Raw genomic sequence first — 19,513 nt, 5'->3', positions numbered from 1 at the left:
ATGACCATCGAAGCTGTTGTCTTCGACATCGGGAACGTGCTCATCGAGTGGCAGCCCGAGCGATACTTCGATCGCCTTCTGGGAGAGGAGAGGCGCAAAGCGCTTTTTGCAGAGGTCGATCTTCACGAAATGAACGAACGCGTCGACCAGGGCCAGGACTTTCACGACGAAGTCTACACCCTGGCCGAGCAGTACCCGCAGTGGCGGGACGAAATCCGGCATTGGCACGACCATTGGATCGAGTTGGCGAGCCCGGAGATCCCGAAGACCGTGGCGCTCCTGCGGGCGCTCCGGGGGCGCGGCGTGCCGGTCTTTGCGTTGAGCAACTTCGGCATCGGCACCTTCGAGGTTGCCGAGGAGGCCTACCCGTTCCTCAAGGACTTCGACCGCCGGTTTATCTCGGGGCACATGGGCGTCACGAAGCCCGATGCCGAGATCTACGCGCGGCTCGAGACCGAGAGCGGGGTGGCGCCGGGGCGGCTGCTGTTCACGGATGACCGCGAGGACAACATCGCCGCCGCCGCCGCGCGCGGCTGGCAGGTGCATCTCTTCGAGGGACCGGAGGGCTGGGAGCGCAGCCTGATCGCGCATGGGCTGCTGCCGGAGCGCGACGCCGCATGAGCTATATGCTGGGCGCCATCGGGGTGGCGCTTCCGCTGCTCGCAGCGCTTCCGGGGATTGGGGAACTCCGCCGCCGGAAGCTCGACAACAGCCGTCGCATCGAAGCCACGGGGCAATTCGCCCGGCTCTCTCTGGGCGACACCCATTACAGCCTGCTCGGCCCGGAGACGGGGGAGCTGGTGGTCTGCATCCATGGGCTCACCGCGCCTTCGGTCGTGTTCAAGGCGCTGGCGCGGCATCTCGCGGCAGAGGGCAAGCGGGTGCTGATCTACGATCTTTACGGCCGCGGCTATTCCGATCGCCCGCACGCGCTGCAGACCCCGGCCTTCTTGACCCGCCAGTTGCATGAGCTGCTCTCGGCGCTGCAGCTGCAGGGGCCGGTCACGCTGCTTGGATATTCGCTGGGGGCGACGGTGGCGGTGCAATTCGCCGCCGAGATGCCCGAGCGGGTCTCGCGGCTGGTGCTGCTGGCGCCGGCGGGGATCGAGTCGGAGCTCTCGCCGATCGTCGACTGGACGGCGCAGCACCGGGGTCTGGGGGACTGGCTGTTCCACATGGTCTTCCCCAAGGCGCATCGCCAGAACGTCTTCGAGAGCTCGGACTCGCGCTCGGAGGTGCCCGAGATCGACCGACTGCACCTCGCCGAGCTGGACCGGCGCGGCTACGTGCGCTCGGTGCTCTCGAGCCTGCGTGGCTGCCTGCAGGAGCCTCAGGAGGCGCAGCATAGGCGCATTGCCGGTCTGGGGATCCCGGTCCTGGCGATCTGGGGCGGGCAGGACCAGATGGTCCGCGCCGGAACCATGGAGCAGCTCTCGACGTGGAATCCCCATGCCGAGCAGCGACTGATCGAGGATGCCTGGCACGGCATCCCGCACACCCATGCCAGCGAGCTGGCACGGCTTATCTGCGCCAAGGAAGCCCTGCGCGGGTTTGGTTGAGGGCCACCCCGCGTGGGGCGCCCGGCCGGTCTCAGACCGGCTGGGCGACGGCCACGCGGGGTGTCTCGCGCACCGGCAGGTGGACGATGGCGCTCAGCGCGCCGACCCCGACGCCGATCCACCACACCAGCGTGTAATCGCCGTAGATGTCGTACATCCGTCCGCCGAGCCAGACGCCGAGGAAGCCGCCGAGCTGGTGGCTGAAGAAGACGATCCCGTAGAGCGTGCCCATGTACCGGAGCCCGTAGAGATGCGCGACGAGCCCCGAGGTGAGCGGCACGGTGGCGAGCCAGAGCGAGCCCATGACCACCGAGAAGACCAGCACGCTGACCGGGGTGATCGGCAGCATGATGAACAGCCCCGCGGCGATGGTCCGCCCCAGGTAGATCAGCGCCAGCAGGTACTTGCGCGGCCAGCGCTTGCCAGCCCAGCCGGCCAGCAGCGTGCCGCCGACGTTGGCCACCCCGATCACCGCGATCGACAGCGCGCCGAGCGCCGAGGTGCTGGTGATGCCGATATTGGCCAGCACGCTGCCTGCGGCGATGGGGCTGCAGAGCTCGGTGACGAAGGCCGGGAAATGCGCGGTGACAAAGGCCAGCTGGTAGCCGCAGGAGAAGAAGCCGAGGAAGATCAGCGCGAAGGACGGGTCACGGAAGGCCCGGCCGAGGATGGTGCCCATGCTTTCCTCGAGTTCGGCCTTGCTGGCGGCAGGGGCGCGCATCAGCGGCAGGAAGAGCAGCACGGCAAGGATCGCCGCGGTGAACACGAGGAACACCTGCTGCCAGGGCATGATGCCCAGCATCCACTCGGCCACCGGCGCGCCGAAGATCTGCCCGGCGCTGCCCGCGGCGGTGGCGATCGCAAGGCTCATCGAGCGATTCTCGTCCGACGAGGCGCGGCCCACGACGGCGAGGATCACGCCAAAGCCGGTGCCTGCGACGCCGAAGCCCACCAGCACTTCGTACATCTGGTGCTGCACCGGGCTGACGGCAAAGCTCGAAAGCACGAGGCCCGCGGCATAGATCAGCGCGCCGAGGATGATCGCCTTGCGGTCGCCGATCTTCTCGGCCATCGCGCCGAAGATCGGCTGGCCAATGCCCCAGGCGAGGTTCTGAATGGCGATGGCAAGGCTGAACTCGGCGCGCGGCCAGTTGAACTCCGTTGCGATCGGGATCTGGAATACGCCGAAGCTGGCTCGGATCGCGAAGGAGATCAGGATGATCAGGCAGCCCACCATCAGGACGGGCGTGAAGAGAGGGGTGCGGCTCATTGGGGAGGCTCCTGCTGCGCCGCGGCAGCTTTACGGCATCTGAACGCGGCGTCAATTCTCGGATCTTGATGAAAAACATCACGGATCGGAATGATTGCCGCCGTGCTGCACGGGCAGGCCGCGGCTGGCTCTACACAATCCCGCCGCGCCGCGCTATGGCGCGGGCATGACCACGCTGATGGACCTCTATGACGAGAAGGTGGCCGAGGGCCTGTTGCTGCGCGATCCCGCGCAGGAAGAGGCGCTGCCCCATTTCGAGCGCATCCGTACCGAGCTTGCCAAGCCGGTGAAGAAGAGCTTCTTCCGCAAGGCCCCCGAGCCGCCCAAGGGGCTTTACCTCTGGGGCGGGGTGGGGCGCGGCAAGTCCATGCTGATGGACATGTTCGTCGAGAGCCTGCAGGTGCCGGTGCGCCGGGTGCACTTCCACGCCTTCATGCAGGAGATGCAGTCCGAGCTGCACCGGCTGCGCGGCGAGGGCGTGTCGGACCCGGTGGTGCCAATGGCCAAGAAGGTTTCGGACGCGGTGAAGGTGCTGGCCTTCGACGAGATGCAGATCACCGACATCGGCGATGCGATGCTCGTGGGGCGGCTCTTCGAGCAACTCTTCGCGGCGGGGACGGTGGTGGTGACCACCTCGAACCGGGTGCCGGACGAGCTCTACAAGGATGGTCTCAACCGCCAGCTCTTCTTGCCCTTTATCAAGCAGATCAAGGAGAAGCTCGAGGTGCGCGAGCTGGTCTCCGAGAAGGACCACCGGCAGGACCGTCTCAAGGGGGCGCAGGTCTACTTCTGCCCGGTGACCGCCGAGACACGGGCGCAGATCGACCACGTCTGGCAGGAACTGACCCACGGCCACGAGGAAGTGCTGACGCTGCACATCAAGACCCGCAAGGTCGAGCTGCCGCGCTACTGGAACGGCGTTGCCCGGGCGTCTTTCTACGACCTCTGCGGCCAACCTCTGGGCCCGGCGGATTACCTCGCGCTGGCCGATGCGGTGCGGGTGTTGGTGATCGAGAACATCCCGCGTCTCGGCCGGGGCAACTTCAACGAGGCCAAGCGCTTCGTGACCTTGGTGGACGCGCTCTACGAAGCCAAGGTGAAGCTGATCGCCAGCGCGGTGGACGAGCCCGAAAGCCTCTATATCGAGGGGGCGGGGGCCTTCGAATTCGAGCGTACCGCCAGCCGCCTGCGCGAAATGCAGGACGCGGAGTGGGGCAAGCCGATCTGAGGACAGGGCCGTTCGGCCCGATGCGCGCCGCGACAAGTCGTGCGGCGAACGTAAAAAGGAAGGGTCCCTAGGGACCCTTCTAACTGCTCGATTTTTTTTTAAAGTCTTCTGCCTGCGATAGAAATTCACTTCGACCCCGAGGGGTCGTGGGCATCGCAGAGAGTTCGGTAGCGGAGGCCACACAGGAATTGTGCGTGGCCGATCTGTCCCTCCAGTGCCGTCTTGGCTGGCACTGCCCCGTAGCTCTGTCTGTCCCCGATGTGCTTCGCCGCGCAGATTGCAGTGAAGCAAAACCTTACACCTCAAAGCCTAGGTGACGTTCGCGTGATCCGTCAAGATATAGTTGGTTAAACGAACCCTAAGAGTCCGATTTTTTCGGACCACCAGTCTTGGTGCCCTCTCGGCAGCCTGAAAGTCAGCCGTTTTCGCGCAGAACCGTGCCCGCAAGGTAGAGTGAGCCGCAGATGAGGACCCGCGCACGGGGCTCCTCGGCGGTGATTGCGGCGAGGGCTGCGGAGACGTCAGCGGCGGCATGGGCGCGCAGCCCGGAGGCGCGGGCGATGCGCGCGGTCTCCTCTGCCTCCAGCGTCGCCGGGGCGTCGGGGATCGAGACCGAGGTCAGGCTGTCGGCCACGGCGGCGAGCGGACGCAGGTAGCCGCCGACATCCTTGGTGTTCAGCATGCCGCAGATCAGATGCGTCGGACGGCGCGGCATCCGGGCGATGTGCTCGGCCAGGGCCTCTCCCGCCGCCGGGTTGTGGCCGCCGTCGAGCCAGAGCTCTGCCAGCGGCGCTGCCGAGATCAGCGGCCCGCGGGTCAGGCGCTGCATGCGGGCTGGCCAGTCGGCGGAGGTCACCGCCGCCTCGCAGGCGGGTTCGTCGAGGCCGAGATGGCGCAGCGCCGCGAGCGCCGCACCGGCGTTGAAGAGCTGGTGCTTGCCCGGCAGGTTCGGCAGCGGCAGATCGAGCAGGCCGGTCTCGTCCTGATAGACCATGCGGCCACGCTCTTCCCAGACGTGCCACTGCTGGCCATGCGCCAGGAGCGGAACGCCGAGCTGGGCGGCGCGGGCCTCGATGACTTCCATCGCCGCTTCGGGCTGCGGGCCGACCACGCAGGTCACACCGCGCTTGAGGATGCCGGCCTTCTCGCCGGCGATCTCGGCCAGCGTCTCCCCGAGGTACTGCTGGTGATCGAGCGAGATCGGCGTGAGAATGGTCAACGCTGGCTGCGCGACCACGTTGGTCGCGTCGAGCCGGCCGCCGAGGCCGGTCTCAAGCAGCGTGTAATCGGCGGGCGTGCGGGCAAAGGCCAGCAGCGCGGCGCAGGTGGTGATCTCGAAATAGGTGATCTGCGCGCCGCCGTTCCTCTCCCAGCACTCGTCGAGCACGGCGCTCAGGGCGTCTTCCGAGATCAGCTCTCCGGCGAGGCGGATGCGTTCGTGGAAGCGCACGAGATGGGGTGAGATATAGGCGTGCACGCGCTTGCCGCTGGCCTCGAGCCCGGCGCGGATCATCGCCTGGGTCGAGCCCTTGCCGTTGGTCCCGGCAAGGTGGATCACCGGGGGCAGGGCGCGCTCTGGGTGGTCCAGCGCCTCCAGCAGCCGCCAGACCCGGTCGAGGGTCAGGTCGATGATCTTGGGGTGCAAGGACATCATCCTCTCGAGGATGATGTCCGATCCGGCGGTGCGGGGCGCGCTGGTCACGCTGGTCACTTGGCGGTTGTCTTCTTCGCGGGCTTGTCTTCGGCGGCAGGAGCGGGCGCGGCCTCGGCGTCTGCGGCCGGCGCAGGCAGATCGCCGGAAACGGCGGGCGGCAGGCCCAGCAGCATGCGCAGGATGGTGGTCAGCTCGCCCTTCAGCTCGCGGCGGTCGGTCACCCGGTCGAGCATGCCGTGCTCGAGCAGGTATTCGGCGCGCTGGAAGCCTTCGGGCAGCTTTTCACGGATGGTCTGCTCGATGACGCGCGGACCGGCGAAGCAGATCAGCGCACCCGGCTCGGCGATCTGCACGTCGCCCAGCATCGCGTAAGAGGCGGTGACGCCGCCGGTGGTGGGGTGGGTCAGAACGACGATGTAGGGCAGGCCCGCCTCGCGCAGCATCTGCACGGCCACGGTGGTGCGCGGCATCTGCATCAGCGACAGGATCCCTTCCTGCATGCGCGCGCCACCGGCGGCGGAGAAGAGGATCAGCGGGCGCTTCAGCTTCACCGCCTCTTCGGCGGCGGCGACGATGGCGTTGCCGACGTACATGCCCATGGAGCCTGCCATGAACGAGAAGTCCTGCGCGCAGGCGACAACGGGGGTGCGGTTGATCTCGCCGGCGGCGACCAGCATGGCCTCGCGCTCACCGGTGGATTTCTGCGCCGCCTTCATCCGGTCGGGGTATTTCTTCTGGTCGCGGAACTGCAGCGGATCGGTGATCGGCTCGGGCACGGCGATCTCGTTGAACACGCCGCCGTCGAAGAGCGCGCTGAAGCGGGCGCGCGGGGTGATGTTCATGTGGTGGGCGCAGCTGGTGCAGACGCCGAGGTTGTCCGCCACCTCGCGGTGGAAGAGCATCGTCCCGCAGGAGTCGCATTTGGTCCACAGGTTCTCGGGCACCTCGCGGCGCGAGAAGATCGAGTTGATCCGGGGACGGACGTAGTTGGTAATCCAGTTCATGCGGTGCTGCCCTTGTGTTCCGAGCGTTCCGTGCGGCGTTCAGCGTTTTTGTGTTGGCGCTGACTTAAGCAAGAGGCAGGGGAAATGCAATCGCGGCCTGCGCGGCGGCGCCGCGCGGGGCTTTGGCGGGCCGCAACGTCCTCAGCGCCGCAGGGCGAGCCGGGCGGCGAGCCAGCTGATCAGCAGGGTCACCAGATCCATCGGCAGCATGCGCAGCAGCGCCTCGGTGTCCGAGGGGCCGAAGGGCCAGAGCATCAGTGCGAGGCCGGACATGTCGCCTTGCGGGGAGATGAGCGCCAGTGCTATGATATTGTTGACGAAATGCAGGCCTATCGCGGGGCCGAGCGTACCCGAGCGGGCGGTCAGGTCGGCCGCCGCGAGGCCGAAGAGAAAGGCCCAGATCGCCACGCTGGTGGCGGCGCTGCCATAGGTGCCGGGGGCGTAGTGCCCGAGCGCGAAAAGCAGTGACGGCACGGTCAGCCAGACCCAGGGCTGCGGCAGCCGGGCGGCAAGCTGGCTTTGCAGGTAGCCGCGGAACAAGAGTTCCTCGCTGGTGGTCTGGATCAGGATTGCGGGCAGGGTGAGCGGCAGCAGCGCCAGCCAGCGCAGCGGGGTGAGTCCGGGCCCCGGCCCTCCGTCGGTGGCCCAGATCATCAGCGCTGCGCCGAGCAGGGCGGCAAGCCCCGCCGCCGCCGCGGTGCGCAGGAACTGCGAGAGCGCCAGCGGCAGCGGGCCGATGAGGGTCCGGGGGTCGCGGTCGTGCACGACCCGCGCCGCGGTCGCGGCGCCGATCCCCAGCGCGCCCATCGAAACCAGCAGGATCAGCATCCCGAGCGGCGTGTCGGCGCGGTGGATCGCCTCGGCCAGCGCGGCGCTGCCGTGCTGCGGCGCCAGCATCAGCACGAGGCCGAAGAGCAGCTGCCCGAGCAGGAAGGTCACCGCCAGCACCATCCCGATGCCGACCGCCAGCCGCCAAAGCTGCGTTCGCCGCGCGGGTCCGGTCAGCATGGCGAAGGGGGCATATCTCATTGCGGGGCCTGCGGGCAGGGGCGCGCCGGAGGGGCGGGGGAGTTGGCTCGCTCGGGGCGCATGGAGGGTGTCCTTTTGCACCGATGGTCAGGTGCTTGTGCCCGGCTGTCAATGCGCGGCTCCGTGACCATCACGCGGCGCCCTCGGCTTTGTTGCTTGTGCGATTTCGGGGGCTTCGCTAACCCATTCGCATGATGTCGATCCTCGGAAAGAGCCGCGCCCTGCGCGGCATGGCGCTGCTGGCGCTTGTCGCACTGGCCTCCTGCGAGGCCACGACGGGCCGTGCGCCGTTGCAGCGGGCGGCGCTCGAGGAGGGCGCGGTAATCGTCGCCGGTCCCGGCGGATATTGCATCGACCCGGTAACGCTTGAACGTCGCGCCGGGCGGGGCTTCGCGGTGCTGGCCTCCTGCCAGATCCTCAGCGGCGGCGAGAGCGGCGCCTTCGTCGATCCGATGATGCTGACGGTGACGGTCGGCCCGGTGGAGGGTGCCGCGGATCTGCCCTCGCCCGAGACAATGGCCGCGGAGGCGGGGCAGAGGGTGATCGCCGGCGGCGGCGTGGTGGACGGGCTGTCGCTGGTACATCTGGCGGCGGGTGGCAACCGGGTGCTGCCCGAGGGCGACCCGCGCTATTGGCGCGGCGCCTTCCGGCTGAACGGGCGGCTGGTGCTCATGGCGCTCTATGCGCCGAAGGACGGCACGCTGGCCGGGCGCGACGGCGCGGCGATGCTGCAGGCGGTGCGGGCGCACATCACCCGGCTCAGTCCCGAGGCGGCGGTGCAACGCTGACCGCCCCACCGATCGCGGCCCCGTTTATTCGACCTTCGGGATTTGCCATAAGAACCGGAACGTGCGCGACACAGCGCGCGACGGGGGATGGGCGAGGGACCGGGGACGCATGGCAAGGAAATGGGGCGGCGGATGGATGCGGCAGGCGCTGCAGGCGGCATCGCTGCGGCGCTGGTCGCGGCTGGCGACCGAGGCGCCCGGCATGGCGCTGCCCGAGCTGCGCAACCAGCGCCGCGCCGCGCGGCGCCTGCGCGCCCGCCTCGACGACCTGCTGCACGTGGCCGAGGAGCGACTGGCGCTGCCTCTGACCGGCAACCAGGCCTTTCCGCGCCCGGCCGATGCCGACTGGGCATGGCGCCCCGAACTCTGGCGCGGGCCGCTGCCACAACCCGGCATCGCCTCGGTGCCCGAAAAGGCCAAGCTCGGCGCCGAGGCGACGCTGTTCCACGACTGCCCGCGCTCCGAGATCACCCTGCGCCAGATCCGCAACCTGCGCGAAGCCGACGTTGCCCCCTACGGGCTTCGGCTTGATGTTTTCCGTTTCAGCGGTTCCTACCTGTCGCTTGCGGTCGACCTGCCCGCCGAGGCCTGCGCCGGGCTCTCGCGCCGCCACCTGATCCGGGCCCAGACCATCGTCGAGATGGAAAAGCCACTAGAGATCTTCGCCCGGCTCAACATTCGCCACGGGCCGAACACCGAGCAGATCGTCCGCGAGTTGCCGCTGAACGCCGAGGAGATCGCTGTCGAGTTCGACCTCGCCTACACCCGGCTCAATGAAAAGCGGGTCGAGGGCATGTGGCTCGACCTGATCTTCGAGGGTCCGGAGATGAACGAGGTGATCCTGCGGGATCTGACCTTCAGCCGCAGCCCGCGGGCGCAGTTCTGAGTCGGAGAGACAGATGAGCGATTACACCCTGACCAAGACCCACTTCCGCGAAGGTGTCTGGCACGGGCTGCTGTCCGGCCCGGCCGGAAGCCAACCCGAGATCGCCGTCACGCTCGACGACGCGCCGCTGCGCGGGGTCAAGCTGACCGAGATGGACGCACGAGGGCAATGGGCGCTGGAGGTGCCGGTGCCGCTCGAGGCGGTCGGCGACGGGGTGCGGACCTTCCTCATAACCGAGGCGGCGAGCGGCGCGCTGCTCGAAAGTTTCACCCTGATCGCCGGCGAACCCATGGGCGAGGACATCCGGGCCGAGATGTCGCTCTTGCGCGCCGAGCTCGACATGCTCAAGCGCGCCTTCCGCCGCCATTGCCTCGAGACAGAGGGCCCCACGGCTGGTTGACCTTGCCGCGGCCAAGCGCCAGTGTGCCCGAGATTTTTCTCTTTCGGCGCGTCGCCCGGAGTCATCATGTCCCCCTTGCGCGGCATTGCGCTGAAACTCACCTCCGTGGTGCTCTTCGTTATCATGTCCGCCATCGTGAAATCGGTCTCCGACGAGGTCCCGACCGGCGAGGTGGTTTTTTTTCCGGTCGTTCTTCGCGATCCCAGTGATCTTTGCCTGGCTGGTATGGACCGGGAAGCTGAAGACCGGGCTGAAGGTCGCCAGTCCGATGGCGCATTTCCTGCGCGGCATAATCGGCGGCGGGGCCATGGCTTTCAGCTTCGCCGCGCTGGGACTTCTGCCGCTGCCCGAGGTGACCGCGCTCGACTATGCCGCGCCGCCGCTGACGGTGGTCTTCGCGGCGCTGCTGCTGGGCGAGAAGGTGCGGCTGTTCCGGATCTCGGCGGTGTTCATCGGGCTCCTGGGCGTGTTGGTGATCATGCTGCCCATGCTCACGGTATCGGAGGTGAGCCCGGCGGTGCTTTGGGGCATCGGCTTCGTGCTGACCTCGGCGGTGCTGCGGGCGCTGGTGCAGATCCACATCCGGCGCATGGTGCAGACCGAGGCAACCTCGGCCATCGTCTTCTACTTCTCGCTGACCACCACGGTGCTGTCGTTGCTGAGCCTGCCCTTCGGCTGGGTCATGCCGGAGCCCGGCACGCTGGCGCTGCTGATCGGTACCGGGTTGATCGGCGGGGTGGCACAAATCCTGCTGACTTCGGCCTATAAGGGCGCAGAGGCGGCGCTTCTGGCGCCGTTCGACTATGCCTCGATCCTCTTCGCGATCCTGATCGGCTACGTGGTTTTCGAGGAGGTGCCGACGGTGCTGATGCTCGTGGGCTCGGCGATCGTCGTCTCTTCGGGAATTGCAATCATCCTGCGCGAGCGCGCGCTCGGGTTGAAGCGGTTCAAGGCGCGTCCGGGGATGACCCCGCAGGGCTGAACCGGCTCAGTCGCAGAACTGCCCGGCGTGTGTTCTGCGGTACTCCGGAAGCTGCCGCAGCACGCCGGACAAGTGATAACGGGTCGCCGCCGCCGCGCCGTCGGCGTCGCGCATGATGATCCGATCAACGATTCCGCTGTGTTGGCTGATCATCTCTTCCGGGGCGAGGCTGCCTTCGACCGTGAAGCGCACGCGGTCGATGCATAGCTTCCATTCCTCGAGCCAGGGCCAGAGCGTGCCCAGCCCGGCGCGTTCGGCCAGCGTGCGATGGAACCGGGCGTCGAGCCGCAGCAGGTCGCGCGGACCGCGCATACCGACGAGCTTCTGGCGCAGGATCAGCTCGCGCAGGTCGTTCAGGAAATCACCGTTGGCGCTGCGGGCGAGGCGCCGCACGATCTCGACTTCGGACTGCTCGCGGAGAAAGACCGCGTTCCGAAGGCGCTGCTCCGAGATTGGCAGCACACGCGCCTCATCTTCTGCGGTGCGCTCCACGAGGCCTCCCAGGCTCAGCATCAGGACGGCGCCCGACACGGTCTCGACAGAGAGGTCGCGCTCTTGGGCTATGCTGGAAAGCACGATCAGGGTCCCTGCCGGAAGCCGATTGCGCGAAATGCAGTCGCGCAGGCTTAAGAAGACCTTTCGGACCGGCGGCAGATCAGATCCGATATCCGCCGAAGGCGCAACGCGGAGAACCATGACACAATACCCGTACTTTACGCAGCCATAGGTTAGGGGGAACCTGTCGTTCCTGCAATCACTTACTCACGTCCCTGCCTTGCCCGCCAATGTCCTCGGGCGCGACGGCAACAGTTTTCATGACCGCATGGCAGGGGGTGCCGGGGGCGAGCTGCAGCGCCTTGGCAGACCGGCGGGTGATGCGCGCCAGCACCCGGCCCGCCTTGGTGTCCAGAGAGACCAGCATGCCCGGACCCTCGCCGGCGCGGATCTCCTGCACCTCGCCGCTGATGATATTCAGCGCTGAGAGCCCCTCTGGCCGCTGCCGCGAAAGGATCACCTCATGCGCGGCGATGCGGACCCGCACAGGGGTGCCAGGTGCCGCCTCGAGCCGGGGAATGAAGAGTGCGGTGCCGCCCGCGTCGAGCTCGGTCAGACCGTCTTCGTGGTGCCGCGCCACGCGCGCGCTGAGCACCGCGCCCGCCGCCCGCGCGCCAAGCGGGGTGACGGCGGGGTCAGCAAGAACCTCGACCGCCGGCCCCTGCCGTGTGACGCGCCCGCCCTCGAGCACGACCACCGTCGTGGCGAGCCGGGCGACCTCGGCGGCGGAGTGGCTGACAAAGAGGATTGGAATCTCCGCCTCGTCGCGCAGCCGCTCGAAATAGGGAAGGATCTCGGACTTGCGCGCCTCGTCGAGGGCGGCCAGGGGCTCGTCGGCAAGGATCATGCGCGGTGAGGAGAGCAGCGCGCGACCGATGGCGACGCGCTGTTTCTCGCCTCCCGAGAGCGCGCCGGGGCGGCGTTCGAGCAGCCCGCCGATGCCCAGCATCTCGACCACGCGGTCGACCTCCGCGGGTGTCACGCGCTTCGGCGAGAACCAGGCGCCGTAGCGCAGGTTCTGACGCACCGAGAGGTGCGGGAAGAGCCGCCCCTCCTGGAAGATATAACCGATGCGGCGCCGGTGTGGTGGCAACCAGAGGCTCCGCGCGGTGTCGAAGAGCACGAGATCGTCGGCCGCGACCCGACCTGCATCGGGGCGCAGCAGCCCGGCGACGGCGTTGACGATGGTGGTCTTGCCCGAGCCAGAGCGGCCGAAAAGCACGGTGATCCCCTTCGGAGCCTCAAAGCGCGCGTCGAGCTCGAATCCCTTGAACCGGTGGCGCAGGTCGACCGAGAGCGTCATGTGCCCGACACCCGCCGCTGCGCCCGCCGCGCCAGCCATTCCGACAGCAGCAGTGCCGACATGGCGACGGCGACCGAGACCGCCACCAGACGCAGCGCGGCGTGTTCTCCGCCCGGAACTTGCAGGAAGGCGTAGATCGCCGAGGGCAAGGTCTGGGTCTGTCCGGGGATGTTCGAAACGAAGGTGATGGTCGCGCCGAACTCGCCCATCGCCTTGGCAAAGCCGAGCACCGCCCCTGCGATGATGCCGGGCAGAATGAGCGGCAGGGTCACCGTGACAAAGACCCAGAGCCGTGAGGCGCCAAGCGTGGCGGCGGCCTGTTCAAGCTTGGGGTCGACGGCTTCGAGCGACAGGCGCATGGCACGCACCAGCAGCGGAAAGGCCATGATCCCCGCGGCCAGCGCCGCGCCGGTCCAGCGGAAGGCGAAGACGAGGCCGATCTCCTGCAGCACCGAACCGATGGGGCCGCGGGTGCCGAAGGTCAGAAGCAGCAGGTAGCCGGTCACCACCGGTGGCAGGATCAGTGGCAGGTGCACCAGTCCGTTGAGCAGCTGCTTGCCTGGGAAGCGCCAGCGCGCCAGCGCATAGGCTGCCAGCAGCGCCGGTGGCAGTCCGGAGAGCGTGGCCCAGAAGGAAACCCGCAGCGAGAGCCGCACCGCCTGCCATTCTTCGGGGCCCAGCCACTCCATGCCTCAGTCGCCGGCGCCGGGCTGGGAAATGACCTCGAAGCCCTGCGCCTCGAAGGCGGCGCGAGCCTCGGAGCCGTGCAGGTAGGCGAGGAAGGCCACCGCCGCCGCGCCCTCCCGCCCGGCCAGTTCGGCCACCGGGTAGACAATGGGCGGGTGGCTGTCTTCGGGGAAGGTGCCGATCACCGAGACATTGTCATCGGCGGCGGCGTCGGTGGCGTAGACGATGCCGAGCGGTGCCTCGCCGGTCGAGACCAGTGCCAGAGCGGCGCGCACGTTGTCCGCCTGCGCCACCTGCGGCAGGGCGGTGTCCCAGAGGCCGAGGCTCTCCAGCGCTGCCTTGCCGTAGATTCCCGCGGGCACCGCGTCGACCAGCGCCATGGCAAGGCGCCCCTCGCCAAGCAGTCCGGGCAGATCGAGCGCGGGGCTGATCTCGACGGGCACGGCATCGGCGCCATGGGCGATCAGCACGATGGAATTGCGCAGAAGATCGCTGCGGCTGCCAGGCGCGAGCAGCCCGTCCTCTTCCAGCGTGTCCATCCAGGCCTCGTTGGCCGAGATGAAGATATCCGCGGGCGCCCCCTGCTCGATCTGCCGCGCCAGCGCCGAGGAGCCGGCGAGCGAGACGGTGACCTCATGTCCCGTCTGCGCCTCGAAGGCAGGGGCGATCTCGTCCATCGCGGTCTTCAGGCTTGCAGCGGCAAAGACCACCACCTCCTCGGCCTGCGCGGCGAGGGGCAGGGCGCAGAGTAGCGCAGAGGTCAGCGCCGGTCGGAGGAGGCGGAGAAAATGCATGGAAGGAAAGCCTTGGAAAGTGATATGTTTCTTAAAACATATCGCAATCAAGCTCCGCCCGGGCAAGCGTTATTTCCCCTCGGGAATATCGGGGGGCGATTCCGGCGCGTCGCGCAGCAGCCCCCGCAGCGTCTCGATCCGATCGGCCCCGGCTTCGGCGATGGTCTCTTCGAGGGCGCGATAGTTGGCCAGAACCTCCTCGCCGGTCTCGGTAAGATGTGCACCGCCGCCCTTCGCACCGCCGCGGCTGCTGTCGACCAGCGGCGCGCGGAAGGCGTGGTTCATTTCTTCGACGAGGCTCCACGCGCGTTTGTAGCTCATCGCCATGGCACGCCCCGCGGCGGCGATGGAACCGGTCTCGCGGATGTGCTCCAGCAGGTCGGCCTTGCCGGGGCCGAGCATTGCGTCGGTGCCGAAGAGGATGCGCAGACGCAGTCTCGGCGGGCATTGCGTCTCGGGTCTGGACTCTTTCATGTTTAAAGTCTTCCCGCATCGCCGGTGGACTGGCAAGCACATGACCCGGCGGCAGGGCGAAAAGTTCACGTAAGGCGGCAGAGCGGCTTTTCTTCCATTGTATTTCACGTGCGTCTGGCGAAGACTGATGCTCACAAAAATTGCGGGCCGCACGCAAGAGGCGGTCCCGAAGACAACCAGGGAGTCATTCATGCTCAAACAACTTCTCGCTTCCGCGGCGCTCATCGCCTGCGCCTCCGCGGCCTCTGCCGAGGTCAAGGTCGGGCTTATCACCACGCTCTCCGGCGGCGGCGCCGGGCTCGGCATCGACACCCGCGACGGCTTCATGCTTGCCGTCGAAGAGGCAGGCCGCGACGATCTCGAAGTGGTGGTCGAGGACGACCAGCAGAAGCCCGACGTCGCGGTGCAGATCGCCGACCGGATGATCCAGTCCGACAAGGTCGACCTGCTGACCGGCATCGTCTGGTCGAACCTCGCCATGGCGGTGGTGCCCTCGGCGACCGCGCAGGGCCTGTTCTACCTCTCGACCAACGCGGCACCGGCGCAGCTGGCGGGCAAGGGCTGCAACCCCAACTACTTCTCGGTTTCCTACCAGAACGACAACCTGCACGAGGCGGCGGGCGCCTATGCCACCAGCGCCGACTTCAAGAAGACCTTCATCCTCGCGCCGAACTACCCGGCCGGGAAGGATTCGCTCAACGGCTTCAAGCGCTTCTTCAAGGGCGAGCTGGCCGGCGAGATCTATACCAAGCTTGGACAGACCGATTACGCCGCCGAGATCGCGCAGATCCGCGCCTCGGGTGCCGACAGCGTGTTCTTCTTCCTGCCCGGCGGCATGGGGATCTCCTTCCTCAAGCAATATGCCGACAGCGGCGTTGATCTGCCGCTGGTGGGCCCGGCCTTCTCCTTCGACCAGAACATCCTGCAGGCCGTGGGCGACGCGGCGCTCGGCGTGAAGAACACCTCGCAGTGGAACAAGGATCTCGAGAACGAGTCCAATGCCCACTTCGTCGAGGCCTATCTCGCCAAGTACGACCGCCTGCCCTCGCTCTACTCGGCGCAGGGCTATGACACCGCGCTGCTGCTGCTCTCGGCGATGGACAAGGCCGACATCAGCGACAAGGACGCCTTCCGCGCCGCGCTGGAAGCGGCCGATTTCGCCTCGGTTCGCGGCGAATTCAAGTTCTCGGCCAGCCATCACCCGATCCAGGACATCTACGTCCGCGAGGTGATCAAGGAAGGCGACATCCTCACCAACAAGATCGTCGGCACGGCGATCGAGGATCGTGGCCACGCCTACGAGGACGAGTGCAAGATGTAATTCAGACGGGTGCGGCCCTCCGAGCATTTGCTTGGAGGGCCGCGTTCCATCCCGGCCCGCGGGTCGGGCATCGCGGGCGACGCCCCGCTGCTGAATTGAGACGGACCACAGAATGACCCCCATCCTCATCGCCGAGCAGGTCCTGAACGGCCTGCAATCGGGCGTGATGCTGTTCCTCATGGCCGCCGGGTTGACGCTGATCTTCGGCGTCATGGGGCTGATCAACCTCGCCCATGGCTCGCTCTACATGGTCGGCGCCTTTGCCGCTGCCGCCACCGCCGCCGTCACCGGCTCGTTCCTGCTGGCGCTGGTCGCGGCACTCGCCGCCGCAGCCGCCGCGGGTGCGCTGGTCGAGCGGCTGGTGATCCGCAGGCTCTACGACCGAGACCACCTCGATCAGGTGCTGGCCACTTTCGCGCTGATCCTGATCTTCTCGGAAGGCACGCGCTGGATCTTCGGCTCCTTCCCGCTCTATCTCGACATTCCCGAGGCGCTCTCGGGGCCGGTTACCCTGCCGGGGGGCATCCAGTATCCGCTCTACCGGCTCTTCATCATCGGCATGGGCCTCGTGGTGGCCGCGCTGCTGTTCTGGCTGATCGCCCGCACCCGGCTCGGCATCCGCATCCGCGCGGGCGAGAACGACCGTGAGATGATCGCCGCGCTCGGCGTCGACATCGCCCGGCTCTACACGCTGGTCTTCGCGCTCGGCGCGGCGCTGGCGGGGCTGGCGGGTGCACTCGTGGGCGCCATCCAGTCGGTGCAGGTGGGCATGGGCGAGCCGGTGCTGATCCTCGCCTTCGTGGTCATCGTCATCGGTGGCATCGGCTCGATCGAGGGGGCACTCGTCGGCGCCATCCTCGTGGGCCTCACCGACACGCTTGGCGGCATCTTCCTGCCGCAGATCTTCGGGCTTTTCATGGACCCCGCCGCCGCCACGCAGACCGGCGCCGCGCTGGCGTCGATGGCGATCTACGTGCTGATGGCGGCGGTGCTCGTCTGGAAGCCCACCGGACTATTCGGAGCGAAATCATGAGCCGCGAACGTCTTCTGGGAGCCGTGGTGCTGCTGGCGCTCGGTCTCGTGCCGCTGGCCGCGCATCTCATGGGCGAGCCCTTCACCATCACGCTGGCCACGCGCGCCGCGATCCTCGCGCTTGCCGCCGTGGGGCTGAACATCGCGCTCGGCCTCGGTGGTCTGGTGAGCCTCGGCCACGCCACTTTCTTCGGCATCGGCGGCTATGCCATGGGCATCCTCGCTAGCCACGTGCAGAACTACGAACCGATGTTCGAATGGCCGGTTCTCTTCGAGGGGTCCACCTCGATGCCGGTCATCTGGCTGGTGGCGGTGCTGGCGTCGGCGCTGGTGGCGCTGCTGATCGGCCTGCTGGCGCTGCGCACCTCGGGCGTCTACTTCATCATGATCACGCTCGCCTTCGGGCAGATGTTCTACTTCTTTTCGATCTCCTGGAGCCGCTACGGCGGCGAGGACGGCATGTCGATCTACGTGCGCAACGGCTTCCCGGGGCTCAACACGCTCGACCCGATCCAGTTCTTCGGCCTGTGCTACGCGGTGCTCTGCCTCGTGCTGCTGGGCGCGCACCTGCTGGCGCGCAGCCCTTTCGGCCTCGCCCTCGGCGCGGCGCGGCAGAGCCCGGACCGGGTGCAGGCGGTGGGGCTCGACCCCAAGCGGCTGCGACTGGTGGGATTCGTCATCTCTGGTGCAATCACCGGCCTTGCGGGGGCGCTCTTTGCCGATCTCAACCGCTTTGTCAGCCCGACCATGTTCAGCTGGCAGACCAGCGGCGAGATCATGGTCTTCATCATCCTCGGCGGCGTCGGGCGGCTCTTCGGTCCGGTGGTCGGCGCGGCGGTCTTCGTGATGCTAGAGCATTGGCTTGGCGACATGTCGGAATACTGGCACATCTGGCTGGGCGTTCTGCTGCTCGCCGTGGTGCTCTTTGCGCGGGGCGGCCTTGTCGGGCTGATTGCAGGACGGGAGCGCGCCCATGACTGAGGCCATTCTCGAAACCCGCGGGCTGGTGAAGACCTACGGCGCGCTGCGCGCCTCGGACGGCATCACGCTCGACCTGCGTCCCGGCGAGATCCACGCGGTGATCGGTCCCAACGGCGCGGGCAAGTCGACGATGATCAAGCAGCTCTCGGGCAACATCGCGCCTGACGAGGGCACGGTGCATTTCCTCGGCAAGGATGTCACCGGGCTCAGCACCATGGCCCGCGCTCGCATGGGGCTGGCGCGCACCTTCCAGGTCTCGGCGCTGGCGATGGAGGACACGGTGCTGCAGAACGCGGTGCTGGGCGCGCTGGGGGCCACGAGTTCACCCTACCGCTTCTTCCGGCCCGCGCTGAAGCGGGCAGAGCTGCGTGACCGGGCCATGGCCGCGCTCGAGCGCATGGGGCTGGCGGGTCATGCCGCCACTGTGGTCAGCGAGCTCAGCCACGGCCAGCGCCGTCAGCTCGAGGTGGCGGTGGCGCTGACCCTGCAGCCCAGGGCCTTCCTGATGGACGAGCCGATGGCCGGCCTCGGCGGCGAGGGCTCGCAGCAGCTGACCAGCATCCTCGACCGGCTGCGCGCCGAGGCGCCGATCCTGCTCATCGAGCACGACATGGACGCGGTCTTCGCATTGGCCGACCGGATTTCGGTGCTGGTTTATGGGCGCATCGTCGCCACCGGCACGGTGGATGAGATCCGGCGCAGCCCGGAGGTGCGCGACGCCTACCTTGGAGATGCCGAATGAGCCTTCTGGAACTGCACGATCTGACCGCCTCCTATGGCGCGTCGCAGGCGCTCTTCGGCGTGTCCCTGGAGATCGCCGAGGGCGAGGTTCTGGCACTCATGGGCCGCAACGGCATGGGCAAGAGCACCACGGTGCGCTGCCTGTGCGGGATGATGGCGGCGGGGGGTGTCCGGCGCTTTGCCGGGCAGGACATCGGCAAGTTGCCCTCGCACAAGGTGGCGCGGCTGGGGATCGGTCTGGTGCCCGAGGGCCGCCGGTGCTTCCGCGACCTCACAGTGACCGAGAACCTGATCGCCGCCGCCCGGCCGGGCCCTTGGGACCAGGCGCGGGTCGAGGCGCTGTTTCCCCGGCTGGCTGAGCGCCGCACGCAGATCTCGGGCACGCTGTCGGGCGGCGAGCAGCAGATGCTCGCCATCGGCCGGGCGCTGATGACCAACCCGCGACTTCTGGTGCTGGACGAGGCAACCGAGGGGCTCGCCCCGCTGGTGCGTCAGGAGATCTGGGACGCGCTCGGGGTGCTCAAGCGCGAGAGCGGGCTGTCGATCCTGGTGGTCGACAAGGCGCTGGCGGAACTGGCGCAGGTTGCCGACCGCGCGGTGATCCTCGAACGCGGGCGCTCGGTCTGGGACGGGGTGTTCGCCGAGGTGAAGGGCGAGGTCGCGGAGCGCTACCTGGGGGTTTGACGGTTGTCGAGTAGGGCGGGGCATTGCTGCCCCGCGCCTCTCATTTCTCTTTTCTGACGCCTTTGAACGGAGTCTTGCTGGACGTCTTCTGATCCAAGAAGCGGCCAGTCTTTGTGTCCCTCTTCACCCAATTCCCGTTGG

General features: G+C 67.7%; 20 protein-coding genes and 1 pseudogene. 12 read left to right on the top strand and 9 right to left on the bottom strand.

Going from position 1 to position 19,513, the window contains the following annotated elements; genetic code table 11:
* On the top strand, window positions 1-621 hold the full coding sequence (locus tag CLG85_RS18770) for an HAD family hydrolase (RefSeq protein WP_095882277.1): 621 nt from the start codon (window positions 1-3) through the stop codon (window positions 619-621).
* Entirely contained in the window at window positions 618-1,559 is a 942-nt protein-coding gene (locus tag CLG85_RS18765) for an alpha/beta fold hydrolase (RefSeq protein ID WP_095882276.1), read from the top strand. Before CLG85_RS18770 ends, CLG85_RS18765 begins: the two co-directional genes overlap by 4 nt.
* Window positions 1,560-1,590: 31 nt before the next feature.
* Here CLG85_RS18765 and CLG85_RS18760 read toward each other — a convergent pair whose 3' ends face one another.
* Complete coding sequence (locus CLG85_RS18760; protein WP_095882275.1) at window positions 1,591-2,829, bottom strand: MFS transporter; 1,239 nt, start codon at window positions 2,827-2,829, stop codon at window positions 1,591-1,593.
* A 166-nt stretch (window positions 2,830-2,995) separates the two neighbouring features.
* Between CLG85_RS18760 and zapE the strand changes: the two genes are divergently transcribed.
* Window positions 2,996-4,057, top strand: coding sequence for a cell division protein ZapE (gene zapE, locus CLG85_RS18755; protein WP_095882274.1), 1,062 nt, complete (start codon window positions 2,996-2,998; stop codon window positions 4,055-4,057).
* 415 nt (window positions 4,058-4,472) lie between these two features.
* Here zapE and CLG85_RS18750 read toward each other — a convergent pair whose 3' ends face one another.
* The 3 genes from CLG85_RS18750 to CLG85_RS18740 all read right to left on the bottom strand — a co-directional run bounded on the left by CLG85_RS18750 (window position 4,473) and on the right by CLG85_RS18740 (window position 7,744).
* Window positions 4,473-5,711 carry a bifunctional folylpolyglutamate synthase/dihydrofolate synthase gene (locus CLG85_RS18750; protein WP_260349844.1) on the bottom strand — a complete coding sequence of 413 codons (1,239 nt, stop codon included), beginning with the start codon at window positions 5,709-5,711 and terminating at the stop codon, window positions 4,473-4,475.
* A 53-nt stretch (window positions 5,712-5,764) separates the two neighbouring features.
* A complete protein-coding gene (gene accD, locus CLG85_RS18745; protein WP_095883741.1) occupies window positions 5,765-6,715 on the bottom strand; it encodes an acetyl-CoA carboxylase, carboxyltransferase subunit beta in 951 nt (316 codons plus the stop codon).
* Between the two features lie 141 nt (window positions 6,716-6,856).
* A complete protein-coding gene (locus CLG85_RS18740; RefSeq protein WP_224846154.1) occupies window positions 6,857-7,744 on the bottom strand; it encodes a CPBP family intramembrane glutamic endopeptidase in 888 nt (295 codons plus the stop codon).
* A gap of 191 nt (window positions 7,745-7,935) precedes the next feature.
* Between CLG85_RS18740 and CLG85_RS18735 the strand changes: the two genes are divergently transcribed.
* The 4 genes and pseudogenes from CLG85_RS18735 to CLG85_RS18720 all read left to right on the top strand — a co-directional run bounded on the left by CLG85_RS18735 (window position 7,936) and on the right by CLG85_RS18720 (window position 10,800).
* Window positions 7,936-8,532 (top strand): dihydroxy-acid dehydratase, encoded by a 597-nt coding sequence (locus tag CLG85_RS18735; RefSeq protein ID WP_224846156.1) that lies wholly within the window; start codon window positions 7,936-7,938, stop codon window positions 8,530-8,532.
* Window positions 8,533-8,641: 109 nt separating this feature from the next.
* Window positions 8,642-9,418, top strand: coding sequence for a DUF6478 family protein (locus CLG85_RS18730; protein WP_260349841.1), 777 nt, complete (start codon window positions 8,642-8,644; stop codon window positions 9,416-9,418).
* 13 nt (window positions 9,419-9,431) lie between these two features.
* The gene (locus tag CLG85_RS18725; protein WP_095884440.1) at window positions 9,432-9,818 is read left to right on the top strand and encodes a hypothetical protein; all 387 of its coding nucleotides are present in this window, start codon (window positions 9,432-9,434) and stop codon (window positions 9,816-9,818) included.
* Window positions 9,819-9,884: 66 nt separating this feature from the next.
* A pseudogene (locus CLG85_RS18720) lies at window positions 9,885-10,800 on the top strand (DMT family transporter).
* Between the two features lie 6 nt (window positions 10,801-10,806).
* Here CLG85_RS18720 and CLG85_RS18715 read toward each other — a convergent pair.
* The 5 genes from CLG85_RS18715 to CLG85_RS18695 all read right to left on the bottom strand — a co-directional run bounded on the left by CLG85_RS18715 (window position 10,807) and on the right by CLG85_RS18695 (window position 14,613).
* Complete coding sequence (locus CLG85_RS18715) at window positions 10,807-11,496, bottom strand: GntR family transcriptional regulator (RefSeq protein WP_095884442.1); 690 nt, start codon at window positions 11,494-11,496, stop codon at window positions 10,807-10,809.
* A 58-nt stretch (window positions 11,497-11,554) separates the two neighbouring features.
* Window positions 11,555-12,658, bottom strand: coding sequence for a molybdenum ABC transporter ATP-binding protein (gene modC, locus CLG85_RS18710; RefSeq protein WP_260349840.1), 1,104 nt, complete (start codon window positions 12,656-12,658; stop codon window positions 11,555-11,557).
* A complete protein-coding gene (modB, locus tag CLG85_RS18705; RefSeq protein WP_095882998.1) occupies window positions 12,655-13,347 on the bottom strand; it encodes a molybdate ABC transporter permease subunit in 693 nt (230 codons plus the stop codon). The genes modC and modB overlap by 4 nt, the downstream gene beginning before the upstream one ends.
* A 3-nt stretch (window positions 13,348-13,350) precedes the next feature.
* Window positions 13,351-14,139, bottom strand: a complete 789-nt coding sequence (gene modA, locus CLG85_RS18700) for a molybdate ABC transporter substrate-binding protein (RefSeq protein ID WP_095882997.1) — start codon at window positions 14,137-14,139, stop codon at window positions 13,351-13,353.
* 69 nt (window positions 14,140-14,208) lie between these two features.
* Window positions 14,209-14,613: a winged helix-turn-helix domain-containing protein gene (locus tag CLG85_RS18695; RefSeq protein ID WP_224846170.1), complete on the bottom strand. Its 405-nt coding sequence runs from the start codon at window positions 14,611-14,613 to the stop codon at window positions 14,209-14,211.
* Between the two features lie 190 nt (window positions 14,614-14,803).
* Here CLG85_RS18695 and CLG85_RS18690 point away from each other — a divergent pair, with 190 nt between their 5' ends.
* The 5 genes from CLG85_RS18690 to CLG85_RS18670 all read left to right on the top strand — a co-directional run bounded on the left by CLG85_RS18690 (window position 14,804) and on the right by CLG85_RS18670 (window position 19,372).
* Window positions 14,804-15,934 carry an ABC transporter substrate-binding protein gene (locus tag CLG85_RS18690; protein ID WP_095882996.1) on the top strand — a complete coding sequence of 377 codons (1,131 nt, stop codon included), beginning with the start codon at window positions 14,804-14,806 and terminating at the stop codon, window positions 15,932-15,934.
* Window positions 15,935-16,046: 112 nt separating this feature from the next.
* Complete coding sequence (locus tag CLG85_RS18685) at window positions 16,047-16,967, top strand: branched-chain amino acid ABC transporter permease (protein ID WP_092425983.1); 921 nt, start codon at window positions 16,047-16,049, stop codon at window positions 16,965-16,967.
* Entirely contained in the window at window positions 16,964-17,947 is a 984-nt protein-coding gene (locus CLG85_RS18680; protein ID WP_095882995.1) for a branched-chain amino acid ABC transporter permease, read from the top strand. The genes CLG85_RS18685 and CLG85_RS18680 overlap by 4 nt, the downstream gene beginning before the upstream one ends.
* Complete coding sequence (locus CLG85_RS18675) at window positions 17,940-18,689, top strand: ABC transporter ATP-binding protein (RefSeq protein ID WP_095882994.1); 750 nt, start codon at window positions 17,940-17,942, stop codon at window positions 18,687-18,689. Before CLG85_RS18680 ends, CLG85_RS18675 begins: the two co-directional genes overlap by 8 nt.
* Window positions 18,686-19,372, top strand: a complete 687-nt coding sequence (locus tag CLG85_RS18670; RefSeq protein WP_095882993.1) for an ABC transporter ATP-binding protein — start codon at window positions 18,686-18,688, stop codon at window positions 19,370-19,372. Before CLG85_RS18675 ends, CLG85_RS18670 begins: the two co-directional genes overlap by 4 nt.
* Window positions 19,373-19,513 lie beyond the last annotated feature (141 nt).

The organism is Alloyangia mangrovi (genome assembly GCF_002300555.2).
Classification (GTDB): Bacteria; Pseudomonadota; Alphaproteobacteria; order Rhodobacterales; family Rhodobacteraceae; genus Salipiger; species Salipiger mangrovi.
Note: the sequence above shows the minus strand (reverse complement) of the source record. Positions and strands in the feature narration are given on the sequence as shown.